Source organism: Proteus columbae, from assembly GCF_002777965.1.
GTDB classification, from domain to species: domain Bacteria; phylum Pseudomonadota; class Gammaproteobacteria; order Enterobacterales; family Enterobacteriaceae; genus Proteus; species Proteus columbae.
Genome location: NZ_NGVR01000032.1, coordinates 279,796 through 300,892, shown reverse-complemented (window position 1 = coordinate 300,892; position 21,097 = coordinate 279,796). Strand labels below are relative to the sequence as shown.

Annotated in this window: 24 protein-coding genes; 10 read left to right on the top strand and 14 right to left on the bottom strand. The window is 39.4% G+C overall.

Annotated elements, in window-relative coordinates; genetic code table 11:
• Window positions 1-10: 10 nt before the first annotated feature.
• From fliP to fliF, 11 genes are all read right to left on the bottom strand, one after another.
• Window positions 11-781 (bottom strand): flagellar type III secretion system pore protein FliP, encoded by a 771-nt coding sequence (fliP, locus tag CBE70_RS18055; RefSeq protein ID WP_100160414.1) that lies wholly within the window; start codon window positions 779-781, stop codon window positions 11-13.
• The gene (gene fliO / locus CBE70_RS18050; RefSeq protein ID WP_023581829.1) at window positions 781-1,227 is read right to left on the bottom strand and encodes a flagellar biosynthetic protein FliO; all 447 of its coding nucleotides are present in this window, start codon (window positions 1,225-1,227) and stop codon (window positions 781-783) included. The genes fliP and fliO overlap by 1 nt, the downstream gene beginning before the upstream one ends.
• 3 nt (window positions 1,228-1,230) lie before the next feature.
• On the bottom strand, window positions 1,231-1,641 hold the full coding sequence (gene fliN, locus CBE70_RS18045; protein WP_100160413.1) for a flagellar motor switch protein FliN: 411 nt from the start codon (window positions 1,639-1,641) through the stop codon (window positions 1,231-1,233).
• Window positions 1,634-2,665 carry a flagellar motor switch protein FliM gene (fliM, locus tag CBE70_RS18040; protein ID WP_100160412.1) on the bottom strand — a complete coding sequence of 344 codons (1,032 nt, stop codon included), beginning with the start codon at window positions 2,663-2,665 and terminating at the stop codon, window positions 1,634-1,636. The genes fliN and fliM overlap by 8 nt, the downstream gene beginning before the upstream one ends.
• 5 nt (window positions 2,666-2,670) lie before the next feature.
• Window positions 2,671-3,153: a flagellar basal body-associated protein FliL gene (gene fliL / locus CBE70_RS18035; protein ID WP_006533151.1), complete on the bottom strand. Its 483-nt coding sequence runs from the start codon at window positions 3,151-3,153 to the stop codon at window positions 2,671-2,673.
• A gap of 177 nt (window positions 3,154-3,330) precedes the next feature.
• Window positions 3,331-4,731, bottom strand: coding sequence for a flagellar hook-length control protein FliK (locus tag CBE70_RS18030; RefSeq protein ID WP_100160411.1), 1,401 nt, complete (start codon window positions 4,729-4,731; stop codon window positions 3,331-3,333).
• Window positions 4,731-5,177 (bottom strand): flagellar export protein FliJ, encoded by a 447-nt coding sequence (gene fliJ / locus CBE70_RS18025; protein WP_006533149.1) that lies wholly within the window; start codon window positions 5,175-5,177, stop codon window positions 4,731-4,733. Before fliJ ends, CBE70_RS18030 begins: the two co-directional genes overlap by 1 nt.
• A 36-nt stretch (window positions 5,178-5,213) precedes the next feature.
• Window positions 5,214-6,581, bottom strand: coding sequence for a flagellar protein export ATPase FliI (gene fliI / locus CBE70_RS18020; RefSeq protein ID WP_088495230.1), 1,368 nt, complete (start codon window positions 6,579-6,581; stop codon window positions 5,214-5,216).
• Entirely contained in the window at window positions 6,581-7,300 is a 720-nt protein-coding gene (gene fliH, locus CBE70_RS18015; RefSeq protein ID WP_023581834.1) for a flagellar assembly protein FliH, read from the bottom strand. Before fliH ends, fliI begins: the two co-directional genes overlap by 1 nt.
• Complete coding sequence (gene fliG, locus CBE70_RS18010) at window positions 7,293-8,291, bottom strand: flagellar motor switch protein FliG (RefSeq protein ID WP_100160410.1); 999 nt, start codon at window positions 8,289-8,291, stop codon at window positions 7,293-7,295. The genes fliH and fliG overlap by 8 nt, the downstream gene beginning before the upstream one ends.
• Entirely contained in the window at window positions 8,288-10,015 is a 1,728-nt protein-coding gene (fliF, locus tag CBE70_RS18005) for a flagellar basal-body MS-ring/collar protein FliF (RefSeq protein ID WP_100160409.1), read from the bottom strand. The genes fliG and fliF overlap by 4 nt, the downstream gene beginning before the upstream one ends.
• A 276-nt stretch (window positions 10,016-10,291) precedes the next feature.
• Between fliF and fliE the strand changes: the two genes are divergently transcribed.
• From fliE to CBE70_RS17970, 7 genes are all read left to right on the top strand, one after another.
• A complete protein-coding gene (gene fliE / locus CBE70_RS18000) occupies window positions 10,292-10,603 on the top strand; it encodes a flagellar hook-basal body complex protein FliE (RefSeq protein WP_072068509.1) in 312 nt (103 codons plus the stop codon).
• Window positions 10,604-10,873: 270 nt separating this feature from the next.
• Window positions 10,874-11,353, top strand: coding sequence for a GIY-YIG nuclease family protein (locus CBE70_RS17995; protein WP_100160408.1), 480 nt, complete (start codon window positions 10,874-10,876; stop codon window positions 11,351-11,353).
• A 66-nt stretch (window positions 11,354-11,419) separates the two neighbouring features.
• A complete protein-coding gene (locus CBE70_RS17990; RefSeq protein ID WP_198585744.1) occupies window positions 11,420-11,758 on the top strand; it encodes a GlpM family protein in 339 nt (112 codons plus the stop codon).
• Window positions 11,759-11,812: 54 nt separating this feature from the next.
• On the top strand, window positions 11,813-12,043 hold the full coding sequence (locus CBE70_RS17985) for a DUF6500 family protein (RefSeq protein WP_100160406.1): 231 nt from the start codon (window positions 11,813-11,815) through the stop codon (window positions 12,041-12,043).
• 104 nt (window positions 12,044-12,147) lie between these two features.
• The gene (locus CBE70_RS17980; protein ID WP_023581839.1) at window positions 12,148-12,363 is read left to right on the top strand and encodes a hypothetical protein; all 216 of its coding nucleotides are present in this window, start codon (window positions 12,148-12,150) and stop codon (window positions 12,361-12,363) included.
• Between the two features lie 353 nt (window positions 12,364-12,716).
• Window positions 12,717-13,850, top strand: a complete 1,134-nt coding sequence (locus CBE70_RS17975; protein ID WP_100160405.1) for a hypothetical protein — start codon at window positions 12,717-12,719, stop codon at window positions 13,848-13,850.
• A gap of 141 nt (window positions 13,851-13,991) precedes the next feature.
• Entirely contained in the window at window positions 13,992-14,462 is a 471-nt protein-coding gene (locus tag CBE70_RS17970) for a GNAT family N-acetyltransferase (protein WP_100160404.1), read from the top strand.
• Window positions 14,463-14,603: 141 nt separating this feature from the next.
• Here CBE70_RS17970 and fliT read toward each other — a convergent pair whose 3' ends face one another.
• Genes fliT through fliD form a run of 3 tightly spaced genes read right to left on the bottom strand, consistent with a single transcriptional unit; the run spans window position 14,604 to window position 16,824 of the window.
• Complete coding sequence (gene fliT, locus CBE70_RS17965; RefSeq protein WP_100160403.1) at window positions 14,604-14,957, bottom strand: flagellar protein FliT; 354 nt, start codon at window positions 14,955-14,957, stop codon at window positions 14,604-14,606.
• An 18-nt stretch (window positions 14,958-14,975) separates the two neighbouring features.
• The gene (gene fliS / locus CBE70_RS17960; protein ID WP_023581844.1) at window positions 14,976-15,374 is read right to left on the bottom strand and encodes a flagellar export chaperone FliS; all 399 of its coding nucleotides are present in this window, start codon (window positions 15,372-15,374) and stop codon (window positions 14,976-14,978) included.
• A 19-nt stretch (window positions 15,375-15,393) separates the two neighbouring features.
• Window positions 15,394-16,824, bottom strand: a complete 1,431-nt coding sequence (gene fliD, locus CBE70_RS17955; RefSeq protein WP_100160402.1) for a flagellar filament capping protein FliD — start codon at window positions 16,822-16,824, stop codon at window positions 15,394-15,396.
• Between the two features lie 387 nt (window positions 16,825-17,211).
• Between fliD and CBE70_RS17950 the strand changes: the two genes are divergently transcribed.
• From CBE70_RS17950 to CBE70_RS17940, 3 genes are all read left to right on the top strand, one after another.
• On the top strand, window positions 17,212-18,348 hold the full coding sequence (locus tag CBE70_RS17950; protein WP_100160401.1) for a FliC/FljB family flagellin: 1,137 nt from the start codon (window positions 17,212-17,214) through the stop codon (window positions 18,346-18,348).
• Between the two features lie 447 nt (window positions 18,349-18,795).
• Window positions 18,796-19,905 carry a FliC/FljB family flagellin gene (locus CBE70_RS17945; protein ID WP_100160400.1) on the top strand — a complete coding sequence of 370 codons (1,110 nt, stop codon included), beginning with the start codon at window positions 18,796-18,798 and terminating at the stop codon, window positions 19,903-19,905.
• A gap of 440 nt (window positions 19,906-20,345) precedes the next feature.
• Window positions 20,346-21,068 carry an RNA polymerase sigma factor FliA gene (locus CBE70_RS17940; protein ID WP_036912728.1) on the top strand — a complete coding sequence of 241 codons (723 nt, stop codon included), beginning with the start codon at window positions 20,346-20,348 and terminating at the stop codon, window positions 21,066-21,068.
• Window positions 21,069-21,097: the final 29 nt, after the last annotated feature.

Sequence of the window (21,097 nt, the reverse complement as noted above, 5' to 3'; positions counted from 1 at the left end):
TACCTCAGCGCTAATTAAAAAAGCTTTGTGCAAGCGAGCCTAGTATTAATTGCCAACCATCTACTAAAACAAAAAGCATGAGTTTAAATGGCAATGAAACTGTGGCAGGTGGCACCATCATCATACCTAGCGCCATCAGTACACTGGCAACAACTAAGTCGATAATAAGAAAGGGAATAAAAATCATAAAACCGATTTGGAAGGCGGTTTTTAGCTCACTCGTAATATAAGCTGGCACCAAAATACGCATTGGTACACTTTCGCGCGTTTCAAACGCAGGCGCATCGGCAAGACGAGCAAATAGAGCTAAGTCAGTTTCACGAGTTTGTTGCATCATAAACTGGCGCAAAGGTTTAGAGCCGTTCTCTAAGGCTTGCTCGAAAGTAATTTGATCTTCAGTAAATGGCATATAGGCATCTTGATAAATTTTATCAAAAACCGGTGCCATAATGAAAAAGGTCATAAATAATGCCAAACCAAGAACCACTTGGTTTGGGGGAGCAGAAGGTGTACCTAAAGCATTACGTAATAGCCCAAGAACAATAATAATGCGGGTAAAACTTGTCATCATCAGCAAAACAGCAGGAATAAACCCCAACGCTGTAATGAAGATCAATGTTTGTACTGGCAATGACCAACTTTGACCACCACCCGGCAAAGGTTGTGTAATAACACCCGGAAATTGGGCAAACGCACTGGTAGGTAACAAGATTAAAACCAGCACACTAGCGAAGAGACACCAACGCTTTAATGCGTTAAAAAAAGTGACACACTGATGCATTATGAGTTGCCTTTATCTCGCTTTAGCGTTTTTTGTAATATTTGAGTAAACAATGGCGATGTTGGTGATGAGGTCGCTTCCTGCGAGGCTTTATCAGGGACGGGTAATTTATGCAGCAGATTTACCTGTGATGCAGTTACCCCTAATACGAGCCATTCCTGTTCTATTTCAACAACGACAACACGCTCTTTCGCACCTAATGAACAACTTGCTTTAACACTAAGTTGTGCGGTCGTTCCTTTAAATGAACCACGGGTAAAGCCAAAACGGCGAAATAACCACATAGCAACAATAATAAGAACGATAATGCCTGCAAGTGCCGTGCTAACTTGAGCAAGACTTTGACCTACAGGCAATGGCTGTGTAGGTGTTTGAACAGTTTGTGTTGTAGCGGGTGCGGTAGTATTTACCGCACCTTGGCTGGAAAAGGAAGGAAGCTGTTCCATAGATTAACGGCTCAGACGACGCATACGTTCTGATGGTGTAATGATATCGGTAATGCGAATACCGTATTTATCAGAAACAACCACAACTTCACCTTGAGCGATTAAATAGCCATTGATAAGAATATCAAGAGGTTCACCAGCTAAACCATCCAGTGAAACCACAGAACCTTGTGACAGGCTAAGTAATTTTTTAATGGTCATTTTGGTGCGACCTAACTCTACTGTTAATTTGACTGGAATATCCATAATCAAATTGATGTCAGATAGATGGTTTAGTGCATCCTCTTCAGGTAAAAGATGTTCAAATAGATCGGAACTATTATCCTGGCTTTTCCCAGTTTGCTGTTCCATTGCATCAGCCCACATATCCTCAGCCGATTGTGAATTATCAGTTGGGCGATTTGCATCACTCATTGGTTTGTTCCTCATCCAGAGCGTTTAAAACAGGGTTAATTAGGTGTTCAACACGAAGGGCATATTGCCCATTTACTGTACCGTATTGGCTTGTTAATACGGGCACACCATCAACATGTGCAATCAATCTTTCTGGTCTATCAATTGGGATAACATCCCCTTCTTTAAGTGTTAACACTTTTGATAAACGCAGTGGGATGTCAGTAAAGTTTGCGACCAGTTCAAGCTCTGAATGCTGAACTTGGTTGACTAAACTATCTAACCAAACCCCATCTTCTTGACGAACATTTTCAATTGGTGGATTGATCAGTCGTTCACGTAATGGCTCAATCATGGCAAATGGAATACAAATACTAAATTCCCCAACCATTGAACCAATTTCTACCTGAAAAGGTGTCGTAACAACAATGTCATTCGGTGATGAGGTGATATTAGTAAATTTCACCTGCATTTCAGAACGAACATATTCCACCTGAATTTTGAATATGGAATCCCAAGCATCACGGTAGGCATCAAGTGCCAGTTTCAACATTTTGTTGATGATCCGCTGCTCTGTGTTGGTAAATTCACGTCCTTCCACAGGGATTGGAAAACGCCCATCACCACCAAACAGGTTATCTACCGCGATATAAACCAGATTGGGTTCAAAGGTAAATAATGCTGTTCCTCGTAAAGGCTTTAAATGCACCAAGTTAAGGTTTGTTGGCACAGGTAAATTACGAGCAAAGTCGTGATAAGGGTGAATTTTAACGCCACCAACAGTAATGTCAGGACTCCGACGGAGCATGTTAAACAGCCCCATACGGAATTGACGTGCAAAGCGTTCGTTAATAATTTCTAACGACTGTAAACGTTCTCGAACCACACGACGTTGCGTGTTGGGGTCATAAGGCTGAATATCCGGTTCATTCGGATCCTTCGCTATCGCAGGTTCCCTGTTCGCGCTTTTTTTGGCGTCGTCACCTGATGTGTCATCATTCAGCAGAGCATCAATCTCTGCCTGTGAAAGGATATTATCGCTCATAATGATTATCGCAGAATAAACGTGGTAAACAGTACATCGGAGAGGATCTGTTCAGATTCTCCCGGTACGAGAGTCGGTCTCAGCGTTTCTTTTACATCCGTCATTAGCTGGAGTTTTCCATTGTCTGTCGCGAGCTTATTAGCCTGTTGACGAGAAAGCAGTAATAACAAGCGGCTACGAACCTCTGGTAAATAATCATGTAGACGCTTACGAGTGTCTTCATTATGCAATCTTAATGTGATCCCTATGTAGAGCACTCTGTCTAAGTGTTCTTCGTCATCAATCAGATTTACCGTGAAGGGTTCTAATGACATAAAAACGGGTGCTGGTATAACTTTTTGCTGACTTGTGCCCGCTGAACCTGATTTAGCATGCTTCAATGCCCACCAACTATATCCACCGAATGCCGCTGCAATAATGGCGATCACCAATAATACGATGATCAGAATTAAGCTATAGCTTTTACGTTCATTGCTGTAATTAGACATGGACAGTTAAATTCCTGTTTTGTAGTGGATACGTGTTCACTGTTGTGGACTTCCATATCCATCTAAATCAACCTTAATTATCCCGCTATTTCTGTTTTTTAATTGCAGAAACAGATAGGGAAAAAACCATTAACTCTTACGTTTATTGACATAGTGTGTCCTCCCAATACATTTGTATTAGGCAAAAATATCAACACCACCACGAGCAGATGCTAATTCTTGAGGCGTAAGGGTTATCTTTTGTAGTGCCGTTTCAGAGGCTAATTGCAGAGAATTACCCTCGCTTCCTTGATGATTATCGGCACCATCTCCACTAAATTGAGAGGAATCTGACATATTTTGTTGTTGCCAACTGTCATGAGTGTCGCTAGACACCTGACTCTGCGTGAGCTGGATCCCATTTTCAGAGAGAGCTTGACGCAATTGATGCATGGCATTTTCTAATACAGAACGAACTTGTCCATTTTGTGAAGCAAGGTGCAACTGCGCTTGCCCATCTTCTATTTTCATGCGGATATGCAATGAACCTAGTTCTTCAGGGTGTAAACGTAGCTCTGCCTTTTGTAAGCCATTACGGCTAAACATCACAATTTGTTGATTCAATTGCTGTTGCCACTCTTGTGTTCCCACTTGTGCATTTAATACCTGTGTTGCCATCGGTGAAAATTGCATTTGTGGTTGTGTTGAAGAGTGAGCATGACCCGTAATGCTTTGCGAAGCCAAAGAAGAGGTAGAAAAGGTGTTATGAAGATCGCTTTCTACAACGCGATTACCAGTCACCATTTGCAGAGCAACATTGTCCGCTAATTTTGCATTTGCAACTTGTTTATCGCCGTTTAGCAATGCATTCACTTTTTCTGCTGTTGGCGTTAAAAGTGTTGCGATGCTATCTACTTTTTTTGCAGAAGGCTTTTCTGTTTGATTCGCACCGACAAGCGTACTTTCTGTTGCTAATGTCGCTGTCTCTGGACGTAGCTGGGTTAACAAGGACTTTTCATCTGATTTTGATAGGTTAAGCTTGTCGGTAAGGTTGAAGTCCGACATATCGCTATCTTTTGAAATAGTGCGTGCTAACGAGGCTAAATCTTCACCACGTTTAACTGATTGAGGCTGTTGTAATGCTTGAGTCAGTTGTTCTGAGGGAAGGGTAAGACGTTTTAATCCAGGCAGTCCTGCTAACTGAACAGGAAGTTCAGCGGCAAGCTCTTCTGCTGACATTAATAAAGAAGGGGTTTTATTTTCAACAATAGCCGCAAATTGTTCATTATCTGGCAAAGTCAGAGTCAATTGAGATTTCTCAAGAGATGACTCTTCTATCACATTGGGTTCTGTGGTGACAGACGCAAGATGACTACCGTCTTCTTTTGTTTTGTCTTCATCAGAGTGTGAATGTGCTTTGTTTTCTTTCGTTGAATGGTTTGTGATATTGGCTGTCTTTTTATCACTCTGTGCATTTTGAGGTTGAGAGCCCAAAAGCTGAGCAAATGTCGGGGCATTATCACCGGGCTGACTATTTGAAGCGGATGTCGTTCCCGGAGAGGCTGCAGCGACATCCATGGTCAGAAGCGTTATCTCCATCAAGTTGTTCTCCGTAAAGTACTACGCTGTGCGTACTCGTCCATTTGTTTCTGTTCAATACGATCAAGATGTCGCTTACGGCTATCTTCAGCACGTTGCTCCAAAGTCTCAAATGCATTGAGTCGTTGCTGTTTTTCTCTCCATTGTTCAGTTGCAAGATCAAGCTGCGCCTGCCAATGTTGAAGTTGTTGTTTATGTTGTTCGATAGTCAATTCGAGCGTTTTGAGAAATTGTTGGTAGTTTTGCCACGATGCTGACGACATCCCCCCTAAATTCAACGTCTCATTTAGACGTACACGGTATTCATCCTGATACCCAATCAACATATTGAGTTGCTGTTCCATTTGTTGATGACTCTGCCGGACCTGAGCCAGTTGAATAGCGGCTTGTTCAGCCGCTGTCTGTGCCAGTTCTCTCAGTGTCACTAAAGGTGACTGCTCCCGCATTGGAACCCTCTTTACTTTCTCTGATTATGTTCAGAATTAGTTTACTGTGATCAGTTGATTAAGTTGCTCACATGCACTTTGATAACTGCATTGCTCTTGGATATCTTGTTGTAAGAACTTCGCGAGGGATGGATAAAGCGCAATAGCTTTATCAAGCATAGGATCACTACCCGCAGCATAAGCCCCTACATTAATTAAATCGCGGTTACGTTGATAACTAGACAAAAGCTGTTTAAATACTTGTACGCGACGGTAATGTGTTTTATCAATCAGTGACGTCATTGCACGGCTGATAGAGGCTTCGATATCGATAGCAGGGTAGTGCCCAGATTCTGCAAGAGAACGCGAAAGCACAATGTGGCCATCTAAAATCGCACGCGCAGAATCGGCAATTGGGTCTTGCTGATCATCACCTTCTGTTAAAACAGTATAGAAAGCTGTGATAGAACCACCACCATCAACGCCATTTCCCGCACGTTCGACTAGTGCTGGCAATTTAGCGAAAACAGAAGGTGGATAGCCTTTGGTTGCAGGCGGTTCGCCTACCGCAAGGGCAATTTCACGTTGCGCCATACTGTAACGTGTAAGTGAATCCATAATCAGTAAGACATGTTTGCCGCGATCACGAAAATCTTCTGCAATACGCGTTGCATAAGAAGCGCCTTGCATACGAAGAAGTGGTGATACGTCAGCAGGTGCCGCTACAACCACAGAGCGTGCTAAACCTTCAGTACCGAGAATATTTTCGATAAAGTCTTTAACTTCACGTCCACGTTCACCAATTAATCCAACAACAATGACATCAGCTTGAGTAAAACGCGCCATCATGCCTAATAGCACACTTTTACCTACACCAGAGCCTGCAAAAAGCCCCATACGCTGACCACGACCCACGGTTAACAGTGAGTTGATTGCACGCACGCCTACATCCAGTACATCAGTAATAGGGGTACGTTGTAGTGGGTTGATAGGTGGAGTGATCAGTGGCGCACGATAACCTGTATCTGGTGGTGGTAAACCATCTAAAGGATAACCAGAACCATCTAAAACACGCCCTAACAGCGCATCTCCAAGAGGCAATTGGCGACCTTCATTTTCACCACCCGGAGTGGCCTGTGCATAAACACGGGCACCCGGAGTTAATCCCTCGACTTCCTGTAAAGGCATTAACAACATTTGGCTACCATTGAACCCAACAACTTCACTTTCAACTTCTTCAACAGTTTTACCAATGGTACGTTCTATTAAACACGTAGAGCCAAGGGGCATAACAAGCCCCTTAGCTTCCATGACTAAACCTGTTGCTCTGGTTAAACGACCATATTGACGTACACGCGGAATTTTATTTAAACGCGCTTCTGCATCACTGAGTTTTTCTAACCAACGCCCCAATCTTGCTGTCATTACAACGCCTCCGGAGCAGCAAGACGACAAAGCTCATGCCAACGAGTTGCAATCGTGGCATCAAGATCGCCATCATTTGTCACAACACGACATCCACCAACATGAATACTGTTATCGGCAACTACTTTCCAACCATGAGCAGAAAGCGAATCACCTAGCTCTTTTTCAATTTGTGGAATATGTTTTGGGTTAACTCTTAACTGTGGGTTGTTTGAGAACATTTGTTCTTGTTGCAACATCAAGGTTATTTGCGCCAGTAATGCAGACCCATCACAAACAGCAGGCTGACCCAGAACTTCTTTTGCTGCTGTGAGGGCGATTTGCATTAAACGTGAAGCAATAACACTGTCTAACCCATTTAAAGAGTGCCTAAACTCAGCCAACAATCCTTGCCATTCATTAATTAATGGTGATTGTTGAGCAATGCCTTGGCGAATACCTTCTTCAATACCTGATTGTAATCCAGCCTGATAGCCTTCCTGATAACCCTGGTTTTTCCCTGCCTCAAAGCCTTCAGCGTGGCCCAATTTCTGGGCCTTGTCTTTCATGTCATCAAGCATATTAATTTGCTCAAGAACTTTCTGTTGCTGAACGACTTCTTTTTCCTGTTTTTCGACTTCCTTTTCGTCTTCTGTCGTCTCCTCGACAGTTAATGCCCAATCAGTGAGTTCTTTGGGAACCCAAGGCTTCCAGTTAGTATCAGTATGTTTATCAGACATAGGTATCGTCTCCTCCATGAAGAACAACCTCTCCAGTCTCTGCTAATTTGCGTACCACAAGCAGAATTGCTTTCTGCTCTGCTTCCACTTGAGACATACGAACAGGGCCACGAGAATTCAAGTCATCACGCATGATCTCAGCAGCACGTTGCGACATATTGTTGAGGAAGTGATCGCGAAGATCTTGATCGCATCCTTTCAATGCCACAACCAAGGAGTCGGATTCCACTTCCTGTAGAATGCGCTGGATAGAGCGGTTGTCGATATCGATAAGGTTTTCGAACAGGAACATTTCGTCGATAATTTTTTGTGCCAATTCGCCGTCGTAATCGCGAACCGCAGTAATGACATTCTCTTCCTGCTGGCTCTTCATCAAGTTGATGATTTCAGCAGCAGTACGAACACCACCCATTTTACTGCGTTTGAGGTTTTGACCATCAAGCAGGTTATTCAGTACTTCAGTTAACTCTGCTAATGCTGACGGCTGAACACCACCAAATGTTGCGATACGTAACATCACGTCATTACGTAATTTTTCATCAAACAGGGCAAGAATATCTGCCGCTTGACCCCGTTTGAGGTGAACCAAGATAGTTGCGATAATCTGCGGATGTTCGTCGCGGATAATATCGGCAGCCATTTGCGGTTCCATAAAGTTAAGTGTCTCGATACCCGTTGTTGTTTCACGAGTTTCAGAGATCTCATCTAATAGATTATTCGCACGTTCTTCACCCAAGGCTTTAACAAGAACAGAGCGTAAATAATCGTTCGCATTGACGTTCAATGCTGCGTATTGAACAGCGTCTTCTTCAAAGCTTGCCATAACATCAATCAATTGCTGATTTGAGATATGACGCATTGATGACATTGCAATACTCAGCTGTTGAACTTCGCGTGTGCTTAGATGTTTAAATACTTCCGCCGCTCGGTCTTCACCGAGTGTCAGTAACATAACGGCGCTTTTTTCGGTTCCAGTTAAGTTATTACTCATTGCTCTTTACTCATCCATTGACGAATTACCATTGCGACGACACGAGGATCTTTCTCTGCCATTTCACGGATACGTTGGCTCTGCAATTCGGCACTCACACGTTTACGTGCTTGTTTACGTCTTGCTTCGTCATCTAATTCTGCTTCATCAACATCATCTTTAACTTGTAGCTTGGTTTTCAGCACAGCTTTCTGTGCAGCAACTTCGGCTTCACGGCGTTTTTCAAGCTGTGGTTTCACCAGTTTGCGCCATAAGATCCATGCGATGATGACAAGTAATAACCAGCGACCTAAATCTAATACTTTTGCAAGAATTTCTGGATTTTCCCAAACAGGAACAGTGATCACTTTCTCTTCAATATCGTTAAACTGCGAGTTCACGACACTTAAAGAGTCACCACGTTCTTGGGAATAGCCCATCGCTTCACGAACAAGCCCTTCAATTTGCTGAATTTGCTCATCAGTTAGCGGAACAAGTTTAGTTTCAACAACAGGCTCTTCGCCTTCAGTGGCTTCTTTCTTATCTTCAACTGTTTTGTAGTTCACAATAACAGCGACAGAAAGACGCTCGACATTACCTACTGGACGCTTGATATGGCGAATTCGGCGATCAACTTCATAGTTGGTTGTTTCATCTAAACGGCTATTACTGTTTGGATTACGTGTTAATGTCCGATTCGTACCCGTTGCATTGGTGTCATCTGCTTTTTCACCTTCTTGCGCTTTTGGCGCTTCAATAGGCGCTTGTGGTGGAGCAACAGGTTGATTAGATAATGCCCCAGGAACACCGCCAGCTAACATGCCACCATTTTGCTCACTTTGGCTCAATTGTTTTGAACGCACTGCGGCTTGATTTGGTGGTTGGTTTGGTTTGTACTCTTCAGCAGTCTCTTCTGTATGAGAGAAATCAACTTGAGCAGTCACCTGTGCATGAACGTTTCCACGACCCACAATTGGGCCTAATAACGTTTCAATGCGTTGCTGATAACGGCTTTCTAGCTCTTGAACATATTTCAGTTGGATAGAGTTAAGATCACGACCTAATGCATCAGGTTGTGTCAATAATTTGCCGCTTTGGTCAACGATGGTCACACTGCTGTCAGGCATACCTGCAACACTGCTCGCAACGATATGCACGATGGCATTAATTTGACCTTCATCCAGCGCTCTACCCTGTAAAAGACCCACCGTAACGGATGCAGAAGGGGATTTCTGTTCACGAACAAAAAGAGATGGTTTTGGTAGTGCTAAATGAACTCGAGCATTTTGTACAGGACCTAATGTCTCGATAGTGCGAGCAAGCTCACCTTCAAGTGCACGTTGATAGTTAATCTGTTCACTAAATTGGCTGATCCCGAACTTTTCTTTATCTAACAGTTCAAAACCGGCAGCACCGCCTTTTGGAAGCCCCGCTTGCGCGAGTTTCAGGCGTAATTCATGAACCTGATTGTCAGGCACCATAATCGCCGCGCCATTTTGTGACAAGCGATAAGGTACATTCATCTGTGTTAACTGTGTGACAATTTCGCCACCGTCTTTATCGCTAAGATTACTATAAAGCACTTTATAATCAGGGCTTTGTAACCATAAAAATGCAGCAACAAAAATGGCAATAGCCGCCGAACCCGCAATAATGAGCGGAATTTTCGGATCGGCTTTTATCCGGTTAATAATGGCGTTAAAACCCTTATTCTGGTTCACAACGTCGGTTTTTTCGGCATTCATAGACAATCCTTGCCTTGTAGTTCGGGATGAATACTAAAAGCGTGGCGTAACAAAACAGACTCCCCTTACGCAAATAAATAAACCTACTCTCAGGTGTCTCATTATTGGCCTTTTGCGTTTCATTTAATGGCGTAATTAGCCCTTAACTTTTGCGTTAATTACTCGCTTTGGAATGAAGCCCCTGTGTTAGGGTATAACTCGGTAAGCGTGTTGGTTCACTTCCTTACTATGACATTGATTCAGTAATTGAATTAGATGATTAACGCAGAGGTTTATATGTCAATTCCAGCTATTGAAAGTGTTCTGGATAAAATGCAAATCCAGACTTTGCAAGCATCCAATATTGCGAAACCCCAGCCAGTACAAGCAGGATTTGCAACTCAGCTTGTTCAAGCCGTGGGTAAAATTAATGAAACTCGAATGAATGCAACCAACAAAGTTCAAGCGTTTACCTTAGGTACACCGGGTGTTGAATTAAACGATGTGATGGTGGATATGCAAAAATCCAGTATCTCATTACAAATGGGCGTACAAGTGCGTAATAAGCTAGTTGCCGCTTATCAAGAAATAATGTCGATGCAAGTGTAGTACCTTGTCATTTGATAAAGGTGGCTTTTCTTTTATATAGCGTGATAAGAAACACCTAATCAAAATAGATATGGGGCATCTTGCTCAAGGTCATTGAATAGATGATATAAGCTTTCGAATGTGATCAAACATTCGAATACTTATACTATTGCTTGCTATTTATGATAATGAGTGCCCCGATTTTTATGGGAACTTTTCAATATGATCCTAATTTTTTGCTTACAAATACAGATTGCTATTTAAAGTATCTTATCTTGTGGAATAACAATAATGAGCTCTTTTGAAATAACAGGAACTGCAATCAATTTGCATTGGTCTGAGTGTATTGATTTAAGTAATATTGATTTTAGCAAGCATCATGAAGTTATAAATGAAGTTCCTGAAGCATATGGTATTTATATTTTTTGGCGACAATATGGTGATAAGCACGAATGTCTCTATATAGGTAAGTCAACAAATCTGAGAACTAGAATTAAAACACAATTAAATGCGCGTGGGCTTATTGAGCATGTTAAAGGCGCTAAACGAGGGAAAAAATTTCTCTCCTATGCTGAACTTGCTATGCACCCTAATTGTAATTTTGATGACTACCTTGATAAAGTTGAAACCTTTTTTATTTCGGAAGCTTTATCTCAAGGGCATGATCTTTATAATCAACAAAAAACTAAATTTTATGCTAATCCTATTGTCAGCCATGGCGATGATTATCCAAATATTTTTGAAAATACAATGTATATGCCAAATAAATAAAATGACTTCACATCCCAAAATAATCTTGTATTGTAATATTCATATTTTTTTATAAACAGAGAAATAATGGGATTACTGATTAAAGCACTGATAGGTGCGTTTGTGGTGGTATTAATTGCCGTTTTATCGAAATCTCGTCATTACTATATTGCGGGATTAGTTCCGTTATTTCCAACTTTTGCGCTTATTGCACATTATATTGTTGGCTCTGAACGCTCTATTGAAGCGTTACGAACCACAATTATTTTTAGTCTATGGGCTACTATTCCTTATCTGGTTTATCTAATTTCACTCTATGTGATGATCAACTATGTAAAATTATTTACAGCATTGGTTACGGCGGTTATCTGCTGGATTATCGCGGCTTGGTTACTTATTCTGTTATGGAATAAATTTCATGGATAGAGTATTTACGCTTACCTATTTATTACCGCGCTAAAAAATAAAGATAGAGAGAATATGAGAAAATCACTACAACAAAAAATAATTCAAATATGTAATGACAAGGTTTTAGCCAAAGGAGAGGGGGTGGGATTATCTTTTTATGCTTTTTTTGCAAATAAAAATGACAACCCTGAATTATTAATGGAAGCTGCAACATGGTGGATTATGACACATAAATTGGATCACTTTGAAAAAGCAGTAAAAATAAAAAAATTAGTGCAATCAGAAATGAAAGAGCACGCTTAATTTTTCTACAATGAAGTTCATCTTTTTATAAAACGACTTTATTAAACTAAAAATTATTGATTATTATCACATTAAAGCGGGTCATAAACGGCTATGGTAATTACATGATTAATAACGTAAACGGTGATGATATGGAATATTGGTTTATTGCGTATAAAGTGCGTTCCAGAAATGGTGATACCTACGCCGGACATAAAATTGTAGAAACAGAAAGTGGGATCACACCCCATATTGCGTTAGAAAAAGCATGTCAGGAAGTTGCTGAAGGAGCACAAGCTGATATTCCTGCGGTGAGAGTAGTTGCTTTTAATCGTTTATAAAACATTCTAGCTAATAGAAAATCCTACATTTATTGAATGTGGGATTTTTTTTTATCTAAATTTAAGAATTGATTATTTAATGTACTTTATTTATAAACTGATTTACTAATAGAAATAATAAAAAATAAGGCGTTCACTTATATAATTTAATTACATTGATCTGATAGAGTTTTTTCATTTATTTCACTTAAATAAAATTCAATTATGTGATCTCAGCTCTACTAATTTACTTTTATTCATTGAATAAAAAAAGGCTTATGGTTAATGTGCTGGTGGGCTAAGGAATAGCTCAATACAAGGAAATAAAGATCATTATTTTGATTTTTTAGTTATTAATAAAAGGAAATTTAATTATGACAGTATTAACCGTTTATTTATGTGGTACTGGGTCTAACTCATTTGATAATAATAATCCGACCTTCTGGCAAGGCGAATTAGTTTCCACTTTAGCGCAAAACAACCAAGGAAGAGAGTTTGCACAGTGGTTTATTGTTGATGGCCCGGGTAGTGGTAATCTACAAGAAGATGATTTATGGGTTGAAAGCCCTAATTACTCTGATATCAAGGGTTCGCTATTTGGTAGTGGTTGGGAAGAAAATGTTAATCACGCACTTTGCTTAATGAAAGGTAACTTTGATTGGCAACGTGAGAAGTTGACAGAAGAGCAGTATAACCAACTGAAAAAAGCGGGCATCCCTATTGAAGATGTCAAAGTAACAGGCTCTTTTTTATGGCGTAAATATGACTATGGCGATCGTCAAGTCACTCAACAACAACTTCAACAGCAAATTATTCGTATCTTCCGTAAAGACGGCATTATTCCAACACAAGTTAACTTAGTGGGTTGGAGTCGTGGTGGTATTACTTGCCATATGTTAGCGAATGCGATGTTGGCAGATCCTCAATTAAAAGATATTCCAGTGAATATTTTTGCTATTGACCCTGTTCCGGGCCCACTGAATTTCCAACCTGAAAAAGTCACGCTAGGTAAAAACGTCAAAGAATATGTCGGATTTTATGCAAGAGATGAACGGTCTAAAGGATTTACTTGCGTGATCCCAACCGTTGCGGCTGATACTAAAATGCATATTTTCCCTATTTCTGGACGTCATGCCACATTAGTGGGTAATGCTTCTATTGATGGTAGTGAAGGTGAAAATGCATTATATGCACCGGGTTTAGTAGTTCGCCACTTTGCCGAAGTCTGTTTAACTCGCTGGGGCTGTGATTTAGCAAATAAATTAGCCTTAACGGATACACAAATTACAGGCTATCACACCGATATTGCTAATGATGCAGATAAATATATAGCAATGCGTCGTAAAACCTATTCTATCCATGAAAGTACGGGTAAAGATGAACGTAAAGTCTCATTAGGTAAAGAGGGTAAAGCATTCTCTGAGATCCATGGTGGACGATATAACCCATCAGTAGGTTTAACCGCAGATTATTTATCTAACCAGCAACTCTATGATGTGATTAAATAAATTTTTATTTATCAGATTATTATGAGCTAATAAATCGCCCACAGTGAAGTGGGCGATTTCTATTTTAGTTAAATAATAAAAAATTATATATGTAATATAACGTATTATTTTAATACTATTTTAAACCACGGGATAAAGCGTATGAATTGGATTTTAAAATCATTTTCACAACTCACCACAGATGAGCTGTATGCGATTTTAGCTTTAAGAAATCAGGTATTTATTTGTGAACAGCAATGTGTTTATCAAGATCTGGATGGTGTAGATCAAAATACATTACATCTGTTTGCGAAAGAGAAAGAGAGTCAGCAAATCATTGCTTATGCTCGTTTGTTGCCTCAAGGTATCGCATTTAAAGAAGCCTCAATAGGGCGAGTCATTGTCGCTCAAAATCAGCGAGGAAGTGGTATTGCTCATCAGTTAATAAAAGAGGCGATTGCAACTACGTGCCGTCAATTTAATACCCATACAATAAAAATAATGGCACAGGCTTATTTAGTCTCATTTTATCAATCACATGGTTTTGTTATCGATTCAGAAACTTATCTTGAAGATAACATTCCACATATTGATATGGTTTTAGTGCAATCTGTAAAATCTATGTCTATGTAATCAAAAACAAAAGAATAAAAAACAAAATGGTAAACGTTGATTTTTACGTTACCGATAACAAGTTAAGCTGAATAATAAGAGTTGTTTTTTCTAAGTAAAGACGCCATTAGCTAATAAAACCGCTTTTGGCGCAGAGGAGAGTTATTTAAGATTGAGATCAGGATAATAACTATGTTCTGTAAACTGACCATAGCTATTTTGTACCCTCTGCTCTTGTTCAGTCTGTCTTATTAATATGCCAAGCTCATCTAGACGAGCCCGTAATAAATTTCGCGTCTCATTTTCGTTTTCTAAGATTTTCTTTAGCATATCCGTGAGGCGTTGTTGTAGTCTCAGCTCACCGTCAGCCGGTTTTATCATCTTAGTGATACTTTCTACGCTTTTTAAATAATCCATTTCCATTTCTATCAGCTTATCCCATTGCTGATCTTTGGCAAGCGTTAACATTTGCTCACTTGATTTTAAAACATGCTCGTAAGCCACCATAATATCCATATTGTTGTCCACTCTAATTTAATAAGAATTAATCTGTGTGCCGATTTGTTGCCAAGCATCAGAAATTTCAGTTAAGAGCTTGATGACTTCATGAATTTTTTCTGGGTTATTTTTTAAGTTAGCATCGAGTAGCTGATTAACCATATAGTCATAAAGGAGCTCCAGATTCTCTGCAAGCTCACCGCCTTTCTCTTTATCCAGACCTTGTTTTAATCCGTTACCAATAATATTAATGGCTTTAGAAATATTTTCGCCTTTGCCAGCGATATTTCCTTGCTCCATTAAGATTAATGCACGGCGAAGGGCGCTAAGCGCCCCATTAAATAGGATCTGGATCAGCTGGTAAGGCGTGGCATTTAAAATCTCGCTTTCAACGTCGATTTGAGCATACATTTTACTGGCTGATTGTTGATACATATTATCCTACTTTTAAAAATTACATTAATAGACGGCCGATTGAGGCACTCGAGTTAGTCATGGAGTTCACCATTTTATCTAACTGTTGGAACTGATTTTTATAACGTTCCATGGTGGCTGCAATATTACGTTGAGTGTTCTTAATTTGGTTATCTAACGTTTTCTTACGTTTTTTTACGCCATCAGTGGCAATATCTAATGTACCATCTGTGGATTGTAGGGTTTTCTTTAGGTAATTATAGGTTTGAGTACCAAAACCTGTTTCTTTACCATCACCCATAAAAAATTCTTTCACGTTAGCCGGTTTTTCTTTTAACGCATCATCGAGTTTTTTATTGTCAATTTCTAATGTGCCATCAACCTTAAATTTAATACCCATTTTATTAAGGGTATCTAATTCAGATGTGCTTTGTGAGCTAGTAACAAAGCTTTTTAGCTCAGACATAATCATACGGCTGGTGCTATCACCTAATAAAACCCCATTGTTTTTAGCGGATTCTTCGCCTTTTTCCACTTGGGTATATTTGGTTAAATCTTTATATGTTGTGCTCAGTTCGTTGTAAGCATCTGTCCAAGCCTTAATGGCCTTTTTCATCGGCTCAATATCACGAGCGACATTAATAATTTCGGGCTTATCAACACCGTCTTTATTATTGTCAGTGGTTTTTTTCAGATTTAAAACGATCCCTTCAGGGGCATCTTTAATCTCATTAGTCTGACGTTCAATCGCAATTCCGTTAACGGTTAACTTCGCATTTTTAGCGTCAACAATTTGTCTCATGCCTGATGTATGTGATGCATCGTCTTTGGCCGTTGAATTCGACAGGAATTGGTTTAACTTATCATCACCTTCAACGGTGATTTTCATTTCAGATTTAGTACCTTCTTTACGTGAAGTTAGCACTAAATAGCTAGTATCATCATCAGCTTTAACAATAGTCGCTGAAACATTACCTTCTTTTTTATTGATAGCGTCACGTAATTCAAGAATTGAAGTTTGTTTATCTTCTAATTCGATACGTAATGGTTTTTCTTCGCCGGGTTGTGTAATAACTAATGTCCGTTTATTACCTTCACCTAAGGTTTCCCCAAGCGGTTTCTTTACATCACTGACTGCTGTAGATTTTAATGTTTGAGCTTGAGCTAATTGAGTAACAGAAACGGTGTAGTTACCAACACTAGCTTTACCATCAGTGGTGACTTTAAAAGCATCAAATTCATCTTCAACTTTAGTTCCTACAATCTTGTCGAATTTTTTTAAATCTTCTGATGCTTTTTGTAATTTATCGAGCTGTCCACGCATTTTACCGTAAGCAGTAATTTGAGCTTCATAGCTTTTCATCTGTTTATCAAGGGGTTCAAGGCGTTTATTTTCCGCCGCTTCTAACTGTGCCAATGTCTGGCCAAGAGGCATCCCTGAACCTGCGCCTAGTGTTGCAATACCAGCCATACTGGTCTCCTTTCTGTGTTCGTAAAATAATCCTCAAAAAGCGTTATCGGTAGAATCGGCGAAAAGTTTACGTCTATTTGGTATTTTTGATGACTTAAACAGGCTGCCATATAGAAGCCTTTTATTGCTATTGATGAACAAAGTCGAATTTTGATAAGTGAAAAGTGGCTTGAGATAAAAATTGATAAAATTTTAATAAAAAAATAATAAATTAATTTCTTTATTTATCATTGGCTTGATATTAATTCTATAAAAAATCGCAGAAATATTTGTAGGAAAAGTTAAAGGTTGTATGTGGGGTGCCGATAAACTTGTTGCCGGTGATTGACACCGTAAATGAATAGGCAAACTTTTATTTTATCGACTTGATTTTAAAGGAATCTAGCTATGGCACAAGTCATTAATACCAACTATCTATCTCTGGTAACTCAAAACAACCTGAACAAATCTCAGGGAGCTTTAGGAAGTGCAATCGAGCGTCTGTCTTCTGGTCTGCGTATCAACAGCGCTAAAGACGATGCAGCGGGTCAAGCGATTGCTAACCGTTTCACTTCAAACGTAAATGGTTTAACTCAAGCTGCACGTAATGCGAACGATGGTATCTCTATCGCTCAAACTACAGAAGGTGCTCTGAACGAAATCAACAACAACTTACAACGTATCCGTGAGTTAACAGTTCAAGCGAAAAACGGTTCTAACTCAGAATCAGATATCAAATCAATCCAAGAAGAAGTTGGTGAGCGTTTAAAAGAAATCGACCGTATTTCTGAACAAACTCAATTCAACGGCGTTAAAGTACTGAGCGGCGAAAAAGAAAAAATGACCGTTCACGTTGGTACTAACGATAAAGAAAAAATTGAATTTGACCTGAAAAAAGTTGATAGCGAAACTTTAAAAGTTAAAGACTTAGAAGTGGGTGCAGAAACTAAATTCACTGGTGTGACTGCTGCTCAAATTACTGCTGGTAATCAAGACCTGGCTGCATTATCTGCAAAAGCAACTACCGGTACTAATGTAGCTGCATTTGGTAACGCTAAAATTGCTGGTGCTGATGTTGCAGTTACTGCAGTTTCAGAACATGATGGTAAACAGTATATCACTGCTGGTGGTAAAGTTTATGAAGGTACTGTTACTGTTAAAGATGGCGCAACAGCTGGTGATGCTAAAACTTTAGAATATAGCGTAGGCAAAGAAATTACTGTTACTTCTGATGCTGATGCTAAAACTGCAACTGAGAAAGCTGAAAAAGCTGAAGCTCAACTGAAAACTTTAGACGAAGCTATCAACACTGTTGACGGTATGCGTTCTTCTTTAGGTGCGATTCAAAACCGTTTTGAATCTACTATCAATAACCTGAACAACACTGTTAACAACTTATCTGCTGCACGTAGCCGTATCTTAGATGCTGACTATGCAACAGAAGTTTCTAACATGAGCCGTGGTCAAATTCTGCAACAAGCTGGTACTTCTGTACTTGCTCAAGCAAACCAAGTACCACAAACTGTTCTGTCTCTGTTACGTTAATTCGTACTCTGACACAAAAGATACCTTTCTATATCCAAAAGGTCCTCGTAAGAGGGCCTTTTTTTGTCATTTGTGTGGAAAAGTATTTATATTTTTTCTTCATCTATTAAGTTACATGCTTATGTATGTAACTAGACGTTTTTAAGGATATATTCGCTTGTCGCTTAGTTCTGCACTTTGAATTATTTAGAATATAGATCCTTAGTATTTTATATTTAAACCCACTCTTTTTTAGTTTTTATTTTTCTCTCAATTTCTTTCTCTTTTCTTTTAAATCAATAAGTTCTTAAAAATTAACTAAGTGGCTTTTATTGCTATTTTTTCGACTCCGAAAATCGTAAAACCTTCAAAATTGATGACGATAGTGTTTAGGCAACGTTATTACAGTGACGTAATAACAAACCTATTCATTAAAAACATTTTAAAATCAAGTTGAAGGAATATTGTATGCCACAAGTTATTATGACTAACCCAACATCACTGATTGCTCAAAATAATTTAAATCGCTCACAAAGCTCATTAAATACAGCAATCCAACGCCTCTCTTCTGGTTTACGTATTAATAGCGCTAAGGATGATGCTGCAGGTCAAGCAATCGCAAACCGCTTTACTTCAAATATTAATGGTTTGACTCAAGCATCACGTAATGCCAATGATGGTATTTCTATTACTCAAACCACAGAAGGTGCATTAAATGAAATTAATAATAACTTACAACGTATTCGTGAATTAACTGTTCAAGCTAAAAATGGCACTAACTCCACCTCTGATATCTCCTCAATTCAAAATGAGGTAACTGAGCGTTTTGCCGAAATTAATCGTATTTCTGAACAAACTCAATTTAATGGTGTTAAAGTATTGAGTGGTGATAAAGCAGAAATGACTATTCAAGTCGGCTCTAACGATAATGAAGAAATTACATTTAACTTAGATAAAGTTGATAACGACACTCTAGGGGTTGGAAACGATAAACTGTATACCGAATCAACCGTTAAAAAAGGTGTGACAAAAGAAGGTGCAGCAGTTGCTGCGGATAAACTGGGTGTTAGTGGTGCTACCACTTATAAAAGTGGCTTAACAGTTAATGAATACGAAGTTGATGGCAATGTCGTAAAAGACAAATATATTGCTACTAGCGGTAGTAAAAAATATTTGGTTTCTGCTTCAGATTTTGAAGCTGATGCTACTACTAGCAAAGAGGTAACATTAAAAGCCAGTGCTATTAATTCTGCTAATGAATTTACCGCCAGTGCAGGTACTGATGTTAAAACAATAGATGTAAATGATGATGCATTAGCAACATTAGATTCTGCAATTAATAAAGTGGATGAAGTGCGTTCTAAATTAGGTGCTGTACAAAACCGTTTTGAATCGACTATCACTAACTTAACTAATACTGTCAATAATTTAACTGCTTCACGTAGCCGTATTTTAGACGCAGACTATGCAACTGAAGTCTCAAATATGAGTAAAAACCAAATTCTACAACAAGCAGGTACTGCGGTATTAGCCCAAGCCAATCAAATGCCACAAAACGTATTATCACTGCTGCGTTAATTTCAATCTTAAATAATCCTCAAATGACACCCGCTGCAATTTTTGCAGTGGGTGTTTTATCATCAAAACAATCGTTTTTTTTATTAATCATTTATGTGTTTTTTAACTAGCGCTCTAGACGTTAAAATCCCACAAAATAAAATACTATGATTTATATGTTATTTTTTTATGAACAGAATGCACTTTATATACAGCAATTTCTTTTAATGAGAGAAAGTATCAATTTAATTAACGGTTTTTCTAAGGATTAGTCGCTAGTGTTTTAGGGTAAAGTAGTTCTCGTAATGCAATGACAAATTAATTATCAATGAAAACCCGATTTTTGCTGAAAATTTGGCATAGGTGAAAAAGAGGCGCTTTTGCTTCACTGTTCAGTCGATTGCTAAATTTATTTCGCCAGATAATGGTTTCCGGTCTTTTATCCAAAGGTGTCTTTTGTTGTGAGTGATTTGTATACCGCCGAAGGCGTGATGGACAAAAATAGCCTCTGGGAGCGATATGTCCCCTTGGTTCGCCATGAAGCATTACGATTACAGGTCAAGTTACCTGCGAGTGTTGAATTGGATGATCTCTTGCAAGCGGGTGGAATAGGGTTATTAAACGCCGTGGAGCGTTATGACTCAATGCAGGGTGCTGCATTTACCACTTACGCTGTTCAACGTATTCGTGGCTCGATGTTAGATGAGCTACGCAGCCGTGACTGGGCGCCACGTAGTGTGCGCCGCAATGCCAGAGAAGTAACACATTCTATTCATCAACTAGAGCAGGATCTAGGACGACCACCATTAGAACAGGAAGTTGCTGATCATTTGCAGATTGAGTTAGCAGAATACCGGCAGATCCTATTGGATACGAATAACAGCCAATTGTTCTCTTATGACGAATGGCATGAAATTTACGGTGAAAGCTGTGAACCGTCTCAAGACGAAGATCATGATGACAATCCATTACAGATGTTATTAGAAAGTGATATTCGCCAAAGAGTCATAGACGCGATAGAATTGCTTCCCGAAAGGGAAAAAATGGTTCTTACACTGTATTATCAGGAAGAACTTAATTTGAAAGAAATAGGCGCAGTGCTTAATGTCGGGGAATCCCGCGTGAGCCAGCTACACAGCCAAGCCATAAAAAGGTTGCGAGCACGCTTAAACCCAGAGAAATAGAAGTTTTGCTTATTTTTGTTTTTGTTTAT